Source organism: Streptomyces sp. NPDC087787, assembly GCF_044743035.1.
Taxonomy (GTDB): Bacteria; Actinomycetota; Actinomycetes; order Streptomycetales; family Streptomycetaceae; genus Streptomyces.
Map to the genome: position 1 here is coordinate 84,360 of NZ_JBIUVQ010000008.1, position 13,111 is coordinate 97,470.

The 13,111-nt window shown below is 71.3% G+C and carries 13 protein-coding genes; 8 read left to right on the top strand and 5 right to left on the bottom strand.

The genetic code is table 11. The features are described from left to right. Positions 1 to 24 precede the first annotated feature (24 nt). On the bottom strand, positions 25 to 1,242 hold the full coding sequence (locus ACIOWN_RS15020; RefSeq protein ID WP_362351825.1) for an MFS transporter: 1,218 nt from the start codon (positions 1,240 to 1,242) through the stop codon (positions 25 to 27). Between the two features lie 330 nt (positions 1,243 to 1,572). On the opposite strand from ACIOWN_RS15020, the gene ACIOWN_RS15025 reads away from it, so the two are divergent. Together ACIOWN_RS15025 and ACIOWN_RS15030 are read left to right on the top strand one after the other, a co-directional pair. Beyond that, positions 1,573 to 3,201, top strand: a complete 1,629-nt coding sequence (locus tag ACIOWN_RS15025) for a SulP family inorganic anion transporter (protein ID WP_362352042.1) — start codon at positions 1,573 to 1,575, stop codon at positions 3,199 to 3,201. 108 nt (positions 3,202 to 3,309) lie between these two features. After that, positions 3,310 to 3,663, top strand: coding sequence for a metalloregulator ArsR/SmtB family transcription factor (locus tag ACIOWN_RS15030; RefSeq protein ID WP_361418486.1), 354 nt, complete (start codon positions 3,310 to 3,312; stop codon positions 3,661 to 3,663). Between the two features lie 57 nt (positions 3,664 to 3,720). Here the strand turns inward: ACIOWN_RS15030 and ACIOWN_RS15035 are convergent, their stop codons facing one another. Both ACIOWN_RS15035 and ACIOWN_RS15040 read right to left on the bottom strand, forming a co-directional pair. Beyond that, positions 3,721 to 4,212 (bottom strand): hypothetical protein, encoded by a 492-nt coding sequence (locus tag ACIOWN_RS15035; protein WP_362351822.1) that lies wholly within the window; start codon positions 4,210 to 4,212, stop codon positions 3,721 to 3,723. Positions 4,213 to 4,351: 139 nt separating this feature from the next. Further along, on the bottom strand, positions 4,352 to 5,239 hold the full coding sequence (locus tag ACIOWN_RS15040) for an amidohydrolase family protein (protein WP_362351819.1): 888 nt from the start codon (positions 5,237 to 5,239) through the stop codon (positions 4,352 to 4,354). Between the two features lie 295 nt (positions 5,240 to 5,534). Here ACIOWN_RS15040 and ACIOWN_RS15045 point away from each other — a divergent pair, with 295 nt between their 5' ends. Next, a complete protein-coding gene (locus ACIOWN_RS15045) occupies positions 5,535 to 6,173 on the top strand; it encodes a hypothetical protein (protein WP_401982406.1) in 639 nt (212 codons plus the stop codon). A gap of 185 nt (positions 6,174 to 6,358) precedes the next feature. On the opposite strand, the gene ACIOWN_RS15050 is transcribed toward ACIOWN_RS15045, so the two are convergent. Then, positions 6,359 to 7,015, bottom strand: coding sequence for a hypothetical protein (locus ACIOWN_RS15050; protein ID WP_401982407.1), 657 nt, complete (start codon positions 7,013 to 7,015; stop codon positions 6,359 to 6,361). Positions 7,016 to 7,261: 246 nt separating this feature from the next. Between ACIOWN_RS15050 and ACIOWN_RS15055 the strand changes: the two genes are divergently transcribed. The 5 genes from ACIOWN_RS15055 (at position 7,262) to ACIOWN_RS15075 (ending at position 12,710) form a co-directional block, all read left to right on the top strand. Then, positions 7,262 to 8,239, top strand: a complete 978-nt coding sequence (locus tag ACIOWN_RS15055; RefSeq protein WP_362351810.1) for a Gfo/Idh/MocA family oxidoreductase — start codon at positions 7,262 to 7,264, stop codon at positions 8,237 to 8,239. A 1-nt stretch (position 8,240) separates the two neighbouring features. Continuing rightward, on the top strand, positions 8,241 to 9,308 hold the full coding sequence (locus tag ACIOWN_RS15060) for a Gfo/Idh/MocA family oxidoreductase (protein WP_362351807.1): 1,068 nt from the start codon (positions 8,241 to 8,243) through the stop codon (positions 9,306 to 9,308). A 458-nt stretch (positions 9,309 to 9,766) separates the two neighbouring features. After that, positions 9,767 to 10,462, top strand: coding sequence for a response regulator transcription factor (locus ACIOWN_RS15065; protein WP_362351804.1), 696 nt, complete (start codon positions 9,767 to 9,769; stop codon positions 10,460 to 10,462). Next, on the top strand, positions 10,455 to 11,531 hold the full coding sequence (locus ACIOWN_RS15070) for a HAMP domain-containing sensor histidine kinase (protein ID WP_362351801.1): 1,077 nt from the start codon (positions 10,455 to 10,457) through the stop codon (positions 11,529 to 11,531). The genes ACIOWN_RS15065 and ACIOWN_RS15070 overlap by 8 nt, the downstream gene beginning before the upstream one ends. A gap of 198 nt (positions 11,532 to 11,729) precedes the next feature. Further along, positions 11,730 to 12,710, top strand: coding sequence for an endonuclease/exonuclease/phosphatase family protein (locus ACIOWN_RS15075; protein WP_362352041.1), 981 nt, complete (start codon positions 11,730 to 11,732; stop codon positions 12,708 to 12,710). Between the two features lie 4 nt (positions 12,711 to 12,714). On the opposite strand, the gene ACIOWN_RS15080 is transcribed toward ACIOWN_RS15075, so the two are convergent. Beyond that, the gene (locus ACIOWN_RS15080) at positions 12,715 to 13,089 is read right to left on the bottom strand and encodes a cupin domain-containing protein (RefSeq protein ID WP_362351798.1); all 375 of its coding nucleotides are present in this window, start codon (positions 13,087 to 13,089) and stop codon (positions 12,715 to 12,717) included. Positions 13,090 to 13,111: the final 22 nt, after the last annotated feature.

The window sequence follows — 13,111 nt, forward strand, 5'->3', positions numbered from 1 at the left end:
TCCCCGGACGCCCGGACGGGGCGGTCAGTGCCGGAGTGCGGTACGCCCTCGCCCCGCACGCTCGGCGGAGCCGGTTCCGGTTCTCAGGGCACGCATGGCGAGGGCACCCGCCAAGGGACCGGGAGCCAGGAGGAGGAACGCGTAGTGCCAGCCGACGGCGTCCGCGAGGAGAGGGGTCATCTGGATGCTGACGACCGTGAGGGCGAACCCGATCGCGGTCTGGGCCGTGAGGGCCGTTCCGATGTAGCGGGAGTCGGCGACCTCGCTGAGGGCGGTGGAGAACACTCCGGAGTCGGCGATCACGGCGGCGCCCCACAGTACGCAGAACGCGATCACGAGCGCCGGCGGTGAGTGGAGGAGCAGTGGTGAGAACAGACAGCACAGACCACTGGTGACCAGGGCCGCGATGGCGGCAGGAGGACGGCCGTAGCGGTCGGCGCCCCAGCCGCCGAGCAGACAGCCGACGACGCCGCCGATCCCCATGGTGAGGAACACGGTGACCTCGACAGAGCCGGGAAGGTGACGGGCGCTGTCCGTGGCGGCGAGGAAGGCGGGGATCCAGGTCCACAGGGCGTAGAGCTCCCACATGTGCCCGAAGTAGCCGAGGTTGGCGGAGCGGGGGCCGCGCTGGGTGAACATGGTGAGGGCGTAGCGGGGGTTGCGGGCGGGCGCGGCCGGGGCGGCGTGGGGGCCGACGCGGATGAAGGCCAGCGCGATGCAGGAGGCCAGGAGTCCGGCGGCCGACGCGACCAGGAGAACGCCTCGCCAGGGCAGTGACCCGACGCCGGCGATGAGGTGCGGAAGGGTCGATCCGAGCGTCAGGGCGGCGATGAGCACGCCCATGGACCTGCCGCGGGCGGCGCCGTGCGCCCAGGAAGCCATGAGTTTCATGCCGACCGGGTACACACCGGCCAGGCACACGCCGGTGACGAAGCGGAGCGGAACGGCTGTGGCAAGCCGGTCGACCGACACGGCCAGGAGCACGGTGCACACGGCGGCAGCGGCGGCGCCGCCGGCGAGAAGGCGCTGGGGTGGAAGACGGTCGGCAAGGGTGAGCGTGGCCGATGTGAGCGCGCCGGTGACGAAGCCGAGCTGGACCGACGCGGTCAGCCATACGGCGTCCGAGGAGTCGAGCCCCCACTCGCCGCGCAGTGTGGGAACCACCGCCGACATGGAGAACCAGACGGCGAGGCCGAGGACCTGTACGGCGGCGATCGCGCCGCGCTGTATGCCGACGTTCACGGACTCCCTTCCCCGCGGAACCAAGTGGGCGGGAGAAGCCTACGGGGCGGTCTCCCGCCTGCTCGGCTCGGCTCCCGGAGCGTGGGGCTGACGTGTCCCATCGACCCGCGGTGACCCCTTATCCACACAAACAGAGCAAATCGGATTCAGGATTGCTAAATTTCGCAATTGCTTAGATGCTGTATTCGCTGTGCCCCCAGGTAGCCGGGGGCACGGCTTCTGTGTGGCTCGCCCCGGTGGGGCTGTGCGAGGGGAAGCTGAGGGGTCGTGTCGGTTCCGCTGTACCAACGGATCATCTCCTTGTTGCCCTCCCGCTCCGATCTGTCCCAGATGCGGCGTGATCCGCGCCGTGACCTGCTCGCCGGGCTGACGGTGGCGATCGTGGCGCTGCCGCTCGCCCTCGGTTTCGGGGTGTCTTCCGGGCTCGGCGCCGAGGCGGGTCTGGCGACCGCGGTGGTCGCCGGCGCGCTGACGGCCGTGTTCGGCGGGTCGAATCTCCAGGTGTCGGGGCCGACCGGGGCGATGACCGTGGTCCTGGTGCCGATCGTCGGTCAATACGGTCCGACCGCCGTTCTCACGGTGGGCCTGATGGCCGGCGTGATGCTCGTCGTCCTCGCCGCGTGCAGGGCCGGGCGCTACATGCAGTACGTGCCGGCACCCGTGATCGAGGGCTTCACTCTCGGCATCGCCGGAGTGATCGGGTTGCAGCAGGTGCCGAACGCGCTGGGCGTGCCCAAACCCGAGGGCGACAAGGTCCTCGTCATCACCTGGCACGCGGTCGAGGAGTTCGTGAAGGCTCCGAACTGGACCGCCGTGGGGCTCGCGCTCTGTGTGGTCCTGCTCATGCTGGCCGGTGCGCGGTGGCGGCCCACCGTGCCGTTCTCCATCGTCGCCGTGATCTCCGCCACGGTCGTGGCCCAGGTCGCCGTACTGGACGCGAAGCCCATCGGCGACCTGCCCGCGGGACTGCCCGCGCCTTCCCTCTCCTTCCTCAATCCCGGCTCCCTCGGCTCACTGCTCGCCCCGGCCGTGGCGGTGGCCGCACTGGCCGCGCTGGAGTCGCTGATGTCCGCGGCCGCCGCCGACGCGATGACGGTGGGGCAGCGCCACGACCCGGACCGGGAGCTGCTCGGCCAGGGGCTGGCCAACATCGCCGCCCCGCTGTTCGGCGGCGTCCCGGCCACCGGAGCCATCGCACGCACCGCCGTCAACGTCCGCACCGGTGCCCGCTCCCGGCTGGCCGCACTCACCCACGCCGCCGTTCTCGCGGTGATCGTCTTCGCGGCGGCTCCCCTGGTGTCGAAGATCCCGCTGGCGGCGCTGGCCGGCGTGCTGCTGGCCACCGCGATCCGCATGGTCGAGGTCGGCTCGCTGAAGGCGATGGCCCGGGCCACCCGGTCCGACGCCGTGATCCTCGTCCTGACAGCGGCCGCGACGCTGGCTCTGGACCTGGTGTACGCGGTGATCATCGGCCTGTTGACCGCCGGCGCCCTCGCCCTGCGGGCCGTGGCGAAGCAGGCCCGCTTCGACCAGGTGTCCCTCGACCGGGGTGACCACACCGACGAGGAGCACCAGCTGCTCGCCGAGCACATCGTCGCCTACCGCATCGACGGTCCCCTGTTCTTCGCCGCCGCGCACCGCTTCCTGCTGGAGCTGACCGAGGTGGCGGACGTGAAGGTCGTCGTCCTGCGGATGTCGCGGGTGTCCACGATGGACGCCACCGGCGCCCTCGTCCTGAAGGACGCGGTGGAGAAGCTGAACCGGCGCGGCATCGTCGTCCTGGCCTCCGGAATCCGTCCCGAGCAGCGGCAGGTACTCGACTCCGTCGGCGCTTTGGAACTGCTCCAGCACGAGGGCCGCGACTACGCCAACACGCCCGAGGCGATCCACGCCGCCCGCGATCACCTGCACCTGGCCGGAGTCCTGCCGGCCGAGCCGACGGCACCGGCTGGACAGTGACGCGACCGGACACGCGAGGATAGGGCGCATGTTCTTGACGAGTAGGTGGATGCGATGCCGAGTGGGCCGGCCGTTCCGGTCGTGGCGTGCCGGGGAGGGGACGGCAGGGTGAGTACGCCCCTGTACCAACTGAAGGCCGAGTTCTTCAAGACGCTCGGACACCCGGCCCGTATCCGCGTCCTGGAGTTGCTGAGCGAGCGCGAGCACGCGGTCGCGGAGATGCTGCCCGAGGTGGGGATCGAACCGGCGCACCTGTCCCAGCAGTTGGCGGTGCTGCGGCGGGCGAACCTGGTACGGACCCGCAAGGAGGGGTCGAACGTGTACTACTCGCTGGCCAACCTGGAGGTGGCGGAACTGATGCGGGTGGCCCGCTCGATCCTGTCGGGTGTGCTGGCGGGGCAGGCGGAGCTGCTCGCCGATCTGCGGGCGGACCAGCCGGAGAGGAAGCCGTCGTCGCAGTGACGTTCATCGGACGGCGGCGGTCCCGGGGAGGCGGCTGGTAGGGCGTCGCGGCCGGGGCTACACCCTGCGGGCGGTCTCGTGCTCCGCCCCCTGCGGCCAGAGCACCTCGACGTCGACGCCGTGGCTGCGGGCATAGGCCACCAGGTGCGCCGTCGCGTCCCTCCCCGAGGAGGGGGAGCCGTCCCAGATGGCCAGCACCCGTGCGCACGAGCGCAGCAGTCCCTCGTCGGCCGTCACGCACGAGGTGCGGTCACCGGGGTCGTACTCCACCAGCCGCACCTGCTCGGACAGCAGCAGGAGTTCTCCGGCCGCCTTCCGGTCCGGCCCGGCGACGTGCGCGGGTACCCCGTTGCAGGACGGCAGGACGGTCACGAGGGCCAGTCCCGCCTTCCGGGCGGCCCGCCCGGCCACGACCGGCAGTCCCTTCCCGGCGCGCACCAGCCCGGACGTTCCCGCCTGGGCGAACGCGGCGAGACGGGAACGCAGTTCCTCCTCCAGCAGAGCCAGCGTCGGCGCGGTGAGATCGGCGTGGCCTACAACAGCGATCACTTGCGGCTTTCCCTTCTCCCCATGTGCTTGATCATCGTCACGTCCGGCGGGCCCGCGCAGGGGTCCCACGTCCCCGAAATCAGGCTGTTCGGCCCTGGCGGAGGCCACCGCACGGGTACGGGGCACTCTCCCTTGTGGCTCACAGCCCGAACAGTTCTGCCGCGTTGTCGTGGCACACGGCCCGCAGCCACTTGGGTCCGAGCCCCAGCCGCTCCAGGGCGTGGAGCTGATGAACGTACGGATAGGGGATGTTGGGGAAGTCGGAGCCGAGCAGGACGCGGGCGCCGAGTGCTTGGAGCCGGGGCAGGGCCCGGCGCGGGAACGGCATGAATCCCTCGGTGAAGTCGGTGAACGCCATCGTCGTGTCCAGCCGCACCTGCCCGTACCGCTCGGCGAGGTCCAGGAACTCCTCGTACTCGGGCATCCCCATGTGCGCCACGATCAGGCGCAGTTGCGGGTGCCGTGCCAGCAGCCGCGCGACCGGCTCGGGGCCGGTGTGTTTGCCCGGTGCGGGCCCCGAGCCGCAGTGGATCACCACGGGAATCCGTGCCTCCGCCAGCAACCCCCAGGCCCGATCGAGGAGTTCGTCGGCCGGGTCGTACGCTCCCACCTGTACATGGGCCTTGAACACGCGCGCGCCCGCTTCGACTGCCTCGCGGACGTACGTCTCGACGCCCGGCTCGGGGTAGAGAGTGGCGCTGTGCAGGCAGTCGGGAGTGCGACGGGCGAAGTCGGCGGCCCATCCGTTCAGCCACGGGGCCATGCCGGGCTTGTGCGGGTAGAGCATCGCGGTGAAGGCCCGGACACCGAACTCCCGGAGGACGGCCGTGCGCTCCGTCTCCTCCTCGCGGTAGGTGATCGGCCACTCGAGCCCGCCGGTCAGCGGTCCCTGCGCGTCGAAGTAGTTCCAGACCTTGTGCAGGACACGCTCGGGCATGAAGTGCGTGTGGACGTCGATCAGACCGGGTAGACCGAGCCGGCGCCAGAGCGGGCGTACCTCGCCGGATGCCAAGCGGTGATCGTTCATGGTCTCCACGATCGGCCCTGGCGAGGGCGGGGGCCACCCCTTCCGCACGCGGTGCGGTGCGGGATCCGTCACACGGGGCGCGGCGGTGCGGCAGTGGCGTCGCACCGTGCGGGTTGGGCGCATACTGACCGAAGTAGTTGCCCAGAGGCAGGTATACCCACCCGTATCATCACTGGGCCAGACACCCGCAGCCGGAGCATCTGCCACCTGACTCGCTGCCACGGGGGTACGCAGGCTTCGACCGGCCCGGAGCAAGGAGAGAAAATTGCCCCACAACACGGCTACCGCCACTGAGTTGACGTCGCAGTACATCAACCAGGTGACCGGCGACCTGGAGCAGAACGTCAAGGAGCAGGAACGCATCACGGCGGAGATCGCCGGGTTGCAGCAGCAGTTGGCCGCTCTTCAGCACGACCACACCGTGCTGGTGAACATGCGGCAGGCGCTCGGTGTCGCGGGAGCGGCCCCTGAGCCCGCGAGCACCGGCAGCGCCACCGTGCCGTCGCCGCGGAAGAAGGCCACCGGCGAGCCCCGTGGGAAGGCGACTGCCGAGCCCCGCGGGAAGGCGAAGAAGGCGGCTGCGGAACAGCCCACGGCCAAGGCCAAGGGGCGCTCCGCCAGAACTCCCGCGGCCGGGAAGGACGTTGCCACGAAGAAGGCGCAGCCCACGCTGGCCGACCTCGTCCGCCGTCATCTGACCGAGCAGAACGAACCGCGCTCCGCCGCGGAGGTCGCCACGGCGCTCGGCGAGGCACACCCCGACCGCGGCATCAAGACCAACGTCGTGCGCACCACCCTCGAGAACCTTGTCGCCAGGAGCCAGGCTCAGCGCAGCAAGCAGGGCACGTCCGTCTTCTACACCGCTCCCCACGCGCCGGAGCCCGAGGCGGCCCCGGCTCCCAAGGCCGAGGCCCAGCCCGAAGCCGCCGGCTAGACCGGGCGTACGTCGAACCGCCGCTGCCCGACCCGGTGTCGACAGCCCCAAGGAAGCGGGCTGGGCAGCCCCGCGGTTCAGGCGGCCCCCGCCAGGCGCGGAGCAGGGCGGCGATCCTCTTGGTGGTGCAGCCGGGATCGCGGAGTTCCTCGACGTCAATCGGGCGGGTGCCCTTGTCGAGCCGCTCAGTAGCGCTGGGCCTTGGCCAGCCGGGCGGTCAGGTTGGGCTCTGCTGGTTTCCGGCTGAACACGATGGGCTGCTGACGCTTGCCGGGTTCCAGGTTCTCCGCCCCGGTGTAGCGGGTCTCGACCACATGCCCACGCGCGTCCACGAAGTCGACCTGCACGGCGTAGGACGCCTTGCGGTCCGTCTTGTTGGTGATGGTGACCAGGGAAGCAGGCACACCCCCGGACTGCGCCCTGGGCACACCGGTCAGCCCGACCTCCGACAACGCGTTGCCGCGCCCCGGGACATTCTTGAGCTCCTTCTCGGCGACCGCGGCCCGCCGGGCGGTCTCGGCCGACACCGACGCCTCGAACTCCGAGGCACGCGCGGACGCGGACGAGGCCGCCGCCGACGCGGAGGCGCGGGCGGAGGAGATGGCCGCCGAAGCCGAGGACGCCAGCGCCGACGGCAGCGGCTGGGACGAGAACGACGCAGTGTGGGGAGGAGTCGGCCCCGGGCTGACGTTGGAACCACTGCCGCCGCTGTGGCCGCATCCGGTCAGCACACCGACCGCGAGAGCGAACGTCACAGTGACTGAGGCCGGGACGAGGTACCGCCCGTGCGGGCGGACACGGCGGAGGGACGGCGACAGGTCTTCCGTCGGCTGAGGGCGCATGACCTCATCGTCCGCACTGCGTGTCGGGCACGCGACGCGGACCGGTCCTGACGGGTGACCCACGGCCGGCGTACGGCGCCCCTCCCGCGAACCCCCACGCTAGACATAAGATGTCTGACGTCTGAACTCGAAACCCGAAGAGTCGAGTGTGAGGAGCCGCGCGTGCGCCCTGACCCCGTTCCCGGAGAGGTCCCGCCCCAAGAGAAGGAACCGCGAGACCCCGGCCGGCGGCCGGGTGGCCACCGCGTGGCCGTCCTGGGCGCCGGTGCCATCGCCCGTGACCACGTCGCCGCGCTCGCACAGGTCCCGGGAATGCGGCTGGCCCACGTCGTCGACCGGCACCCCGAGCGGGCCGCCGCGCTGGCCGCCCTCGCCGAGGGGGCCACATGGTCCACCGACCCGGCGAGTGCGTGGTCGGACGGCATCGACGTCACCGCCGTGTGCACCTCACCCGAGTCCCATGCGGAGTTCTCCGTGGCGGCGCTGGAAGCCGGTCGCGCGGTCCTCCTGGAGAAGCCCGCCGCGCTGAACGTGGCCGACGCCGACCGGATCCTCGCCGCCGCGAGGGCCGCGGGCCGGCACCTGCTCGTCGCCCAGACGGCCCGCTTCCAGCCCGTCCACCTCGAAGTCGCCCGGGCGGTCGCCGAGGGCGCGATCGGCACTCCGCGCCTGGCCCACCTCACCTGGTACACCGGGCACGTCTGGCCCGGAGGCTGGCGGGGCTGGCAGCTGAACCCGTCCCGTTCCGGAGGCCATGTCGCCCACAACGGCGTGCACGCCCTCGACCTGCTGACCTGGCTCATGGACGACGAACCGGTCCGTGTCTTCGCGCGCCCCTGCCGCACCTGGGCGCCCGGGATGCCGACCCCCGACAGCTTCCAGATCCTCGTACGCTTCGCCGGCGGCGCCCTCGCCACCGTGGAACTGTGCTACGCCCTCGCGGCACGCGGCACGTTCGTCCGCCGGCTCGTGCTGTCCGGCACGACCGGCACCCTGCACCACAGCAGCGAGGACGAGCCGAGAGCACACTCCGCGTCGCCGGTCGCTCCCGCCTCGATCGACGGCGCCATGACGGAGCAGACCAGGCATCTGCGCGACGTGCTCGACGGCGTGGCCGCCCCGCTGACCGCTCCCCACCAGATACGTGCCGCCCTGGCCGCCGCCCTGGCGGCACAGCTCAGCGCGGACGAGGGCCGCCCCGTCGACGTCAAGGAGGTCTGCTGACATGAGGATCCTCATCGCGTCCGGGGTCCGGCACGCCCGTGACTACGTGCCGCTGCTGCGGTCCCTGCCCGGCATCGAAGTGATCGGCTGCGCCGACACCGCCGACAGCCCCTTCGCCGAGGACAGTGCCACTCTCGCCCGGACGACGGGCATCGCGCTGCTCGACCTGGAGCAGGGTCTCGCCTCCTGCGACATCGCCCTCGTGTGCAGCGAACCCACGCGCCACGTCGAACTCGCGCTGAGAGCGCTCGAAGCCGGCCGCCACGTCATCGTCGACAAGCCCGCCGCCACCGACACCCTCGGCGCGCAGCGCCTGTGGGACGCCGCCGACCGCTCCCGCGGGCTGCTCACCGCCGTCCATCGCCTGTACTCTCCGCAACTCGTCCGCGCCCGGCGCATCGTGGACTCCGGCGCGATCGGCCTGCCCCTGGCCGTCGACGCGGAGTGGCTCGCGGCCGGCGGACTCGACGGAACCACGGTCGAGCGCCCCGAACTCGTCTGCGACCCCGCCCTGTCCGGCGGCGGCGAACTCATGAACTTCGGCTGGTATCCGGCCCTGGCGATCCGGCACCTGACCGGACTGGACGTGGAGGAGGTCGTCGCCTTCAGCAGCGCCGCGCCCCACGCGCCCCTCTTCGACGGACCGCACGGCACCCACGGTGTCGAGGACGCGGCGGTGCTCTCGCTCCGCCTGCGCAACGGAGTGGTGGCGACCGCCACCGTGGCCCGTACACCCGCCGGTGTCGGCCCGGCGCCCGTCTCGTCGAGCCTGCGGGTGCTCGGCTCGCACGGCCACGTGCTCGCCGACGAGGACGCTCCCTCCGTCTCCGTGCGCGGGACGGACGGCGGCAGCGTGTCCCGCCAGATCGGCGGGCCCGCCGGGGTGACGGCGCTGCGCCGGCTCTTCACCGAGTTCTGCGACGACATCCGCTACGGACGGACTCCCCTGGTCACGGCGGCCGGCATCCACGCGGCGGTCGCGGTCGTCGAGGCCGCGCTGTCCTCCGCACGCAAGAACGGCGCCCCCGTCGCGCCGGTCGTCCACACGGCGGGCACAGCGGGGACATGACGCTCCCGCCGCCTGGGCGGCGCGGCAGGCGGCACTGCCGCGGATCGCCATGCCGGAGGACGAGTACCGCAGCACCGTACCGACCGCGGAGCTCAACTCGCTCGGCACGGTCGCGTCCGACCCCCGATGGGCTTTCCGCCGCTCGTGACGGCGTGCGGTCCGCGAAAGTCAGCCACCTCCGTGTGAGCGGCGGCACACCGCCGCGGGACTTCCGATCCGGCCGGTGGAGGCGTACGTTCCGTTTACCTCGCGAAGGCGCCTCCGAGGCGCCGGCCCGCCGGTCCTGGGCGGCGGGCCACGCGGGGGCCAACCGCGGCCGCACGGAGCTGGACGGCAGCGTGGTCGTCCCGCACGGACGCACTCCTGCCGGCCGGCTCAAGGAACATCAGGGTGCGCCTGCCGGCACGTACGCGGTTTTCGATACGCCGACGATATGTGCCGTCTCGTAGCCTCGCAGCATGCGAGTGCTGATCGTCGAGGACGAAACGTATATGGCGGAGGCCATCCGCGATGGCCTGCGTCTGGAAGCGATCGCGGCGGACATCGCAGGCGACGGCGACACGGCGCTGGAGCTGCTGAGCGTCAACGCCTACGACATCGCCGTCCTCGACCGGGACATCCCCGGACCCAGCGGTGACGAGATCGCCGAAGGCATCGTCGCCTCCGGCAGCGGCATGCCGATCCTCATGCTCACCGCCGCCGACCGTCTCGACGACAAGGCCACCGGGTTCGGGCTCGGCGCCGACGACTACCTCACGAAGCCGTTCGACCTCCGGGAACTCGTGCTCAGGCTCAGAGCGCTCGACCGCAGACGTGCGCACAACAGGCCGCCCGTACGGGAGATCGCTGGTCTGCGGCTGGATCCGTTCCGCCGAGAGGTCCACCGCCACGGCCGCCATGTCGCGCTGACCAGGAAGCAGTTCGCGGTGCTTGAAGTCCTCGTCGCGGCCGAGGGCGGTGTCGTCAGTGCCGAGGAACTCCTGGAACGCGCGTGGGACGAGAACGCGGACCCGTTCACCAACGCGGTGCGCATCACCGTATCGGCACTGCGCAAGCGTCTTGGCGAACCCTGGATCATCGCCACCGTGCCGGGCGCCGGCTACCGCATCGACACGCGACCGGAGGCCGGAGCCGAGGGAGGAGACCGTGGATAGAGCGCCCGGATTGAGCGTTCGCCTCAAACTCACGCTCAGCTACGCCGGATTCCTCATGCTGGCCGGCGCCCTGCTGCTCGTGGCCGTGTGGGTGTCCCTGCTGCGTTTCATGCCCGACATGGGAGCCAGCCCCGCCGGTCCGCTGAAGCGCTCCGACTTCCTGCGCATCTTCGCGCCGACCGCGGGCGCGGGGCTGGTCTTCCTGCTGGTGTTCGGTCTCCTGGGAGGATGGATTCTCGCCGGCCGCATGCTCGCCCCGCTGACCCGCATCACGGACGCCACACGCATGGCCGCGAACGGGTCGCTCTCCCACCGGATCCGGCTGGAAGGCCGCAAGGACGAGTTCCGCGAACTCGGCGACGCCTTCGACGCCATGCTCGTACGGCTCGAAGCACACGTCGCCGAGCAGCGCAGATTCGCGGCCAACGCCTCGCACGAACTGCGCACCCCGCTCGCGATCTCGCAGGCACTGCTCGACGTGGCCCGCGAGGATCCGCCGCACGACCCCGGCGAACTCGTCGACCGCCTCCACGCCGTCAACGCCCGGGCGATCGACCTCACCGAGGCGCTGCTCGTACTCAGCCGCGCCGACCAGAGGGCCTTCACCCGGGAGCCCGTCGACCTGTCCTTGCTCATGGAGGAGGCCGCCGAGACACTGCTCCCGCTCGCCGAGAAGCGCGGTGTCACCCTCGACACCTCAGGTGACATCACCCCGGCGTTCGGGTCGCAGGCGCTGCTGCTCCAGATGACGACGAACCTTGTGCACAACGCCATCGTGCACAACCTGCCCGAACAAGGCTCCGTGTGGGTCACGACCGGCGTCCGCGCCGAGACCGCGGTGCTCACTGTCGAGAACAGCGGCGAGAAGCTGTCCTCCGAGTTGGTCCCGACACTCACCGAACCCTTTCAGCGCGGCACCGCACGCGTACGCGACGACCACGCGGGGGTCGGCCTCGGCCTGGCGATCGTCAAGAGGATCACCCAAGTACACGACGGATCCCTCACCATCACCCCGCGCTCCGCGGGCGGACTCCGTATCACCGTTCAGCTTCCGATATTTCACGATTAGGGCATTTGGTCAGTGAGTGAACCCATACAAGAATTCGCGGATGCGCGGCAGCAGTTCGAAGCCGGGGAACGCGCCGAGACCCTGAACAAGGCGGACACCGCGGACACCGCGGACACCGCTAAGACCGGACCGGGCGGCGCCGACCGCCGGAACACCGGCCCCGGCACCCGGCGCGCGGGCGTCCGCCGGGCGCTCCGGATCGACGCGTGGCCGGGGCCGTGGAGGCGCGGCCCCCTGCTCGCGGCGTCGGCGCTGCTGCTGGGCCTGCTCATGCTGCTGCACGCCCGGATCCCGAACCTAATCGGGAACCTCGGCAGCCTGACGGAGACCTTCCTGCCGTGGTTCGGCCTGTTCATCCCGGTACTGCTGGCCGGGGCACTGTGGCGCCGCTCCGCCTCCGCGACGGCCGCGCTGCTGCTGCCGGTGACGGTATGGCTGAACCTCTTCGGCGGGCTGCTCACCGACAAGTCCCACCCGGGCGGCGACCTCACCCTGGCCAGCCACAACGTCGACGCCGGCAACCCCGACCCGGCGGGTACCGCGCGCGACCTGGCCGCCTCCGGCGCGGATGTGCTGGCACTGGAGGAGCTGACCCAGCAGGCTCTGGGCGCGTACGAGAAGGGGCTGGCGAAGGCGTACCCGTACCACACGGTGCAGGGCACGGTCGGGCTCTGGAGCAAGCTGCCGCTGTCGGACACCCGGCCGGTCGACATCAAGACGGACTACGGGCCGCTGGCGGACAGCAAGCCGGCCGACGTCAAGATGACCTACAACCGGGCGCTGCGCACCACGGTGGCCACGGACCAGGGCCCCCTGACGGTCTATGTGGCCCACCTGGGGTCCGTACGGGTCATGCCCAGGGGAGGTTTCTGGACGGTCTCACGGGACAGGGGCGCGCAGGCGCTCGGCGAGGCCGTCGCCGCCGATCCGAGTGAGCGGGTGGTGCTGCTCGGCGACCTGAACGGCACCATGGACGACCGTGCGTTCGCCGGCATCACCTCGCGGCTGCGGTCGGTCCAGGACGCGGCCGGGGACGGTTTCGGCTTCAGCTGGCCGGCGAAGTTCCCGGTGGCGCGGATCGACGAGATCCTGGTCAGGGGCGTGAAGCCGGAGAGCTCTTGGGTACTGCCGGCCACCGGCAGCGACCACCTGCCGGTGGCCGCCGGAATCAGCTGGTGAGAGGTCACTCGGCCCACGGCAGCGGGATCCTGTCCGCACTGCCCGGCAGCATCGCCTTGCCGCCGACGACCATGGCGACCAGCGCCTCCGCCGGACCGCCCACGGCCTTGAGCCGGCGCACCACGCCGGCCGGGACGACAACCGCCTGACCGGCCCCGGCCCGCTCGGTCCTGCCGTCGGCCTCCACCAGGAACTCCCCGGACAGCGGCATCCACACCTGCTCACGGTCGATGACATGAACGGGTGTGGCCGAGTCGGCGCCCAGCTCCACCCGCCAGGTGCTGACCTCACTGCTGCCCTGGCTCGGACCCGCCAGGCCGAACACCGATCCCGCCGGCGTCCTGGTCGTCCGCTGCTCGGTCTCACTGATCACGTACATGGCACCTCCTGTGTAAAGCCTC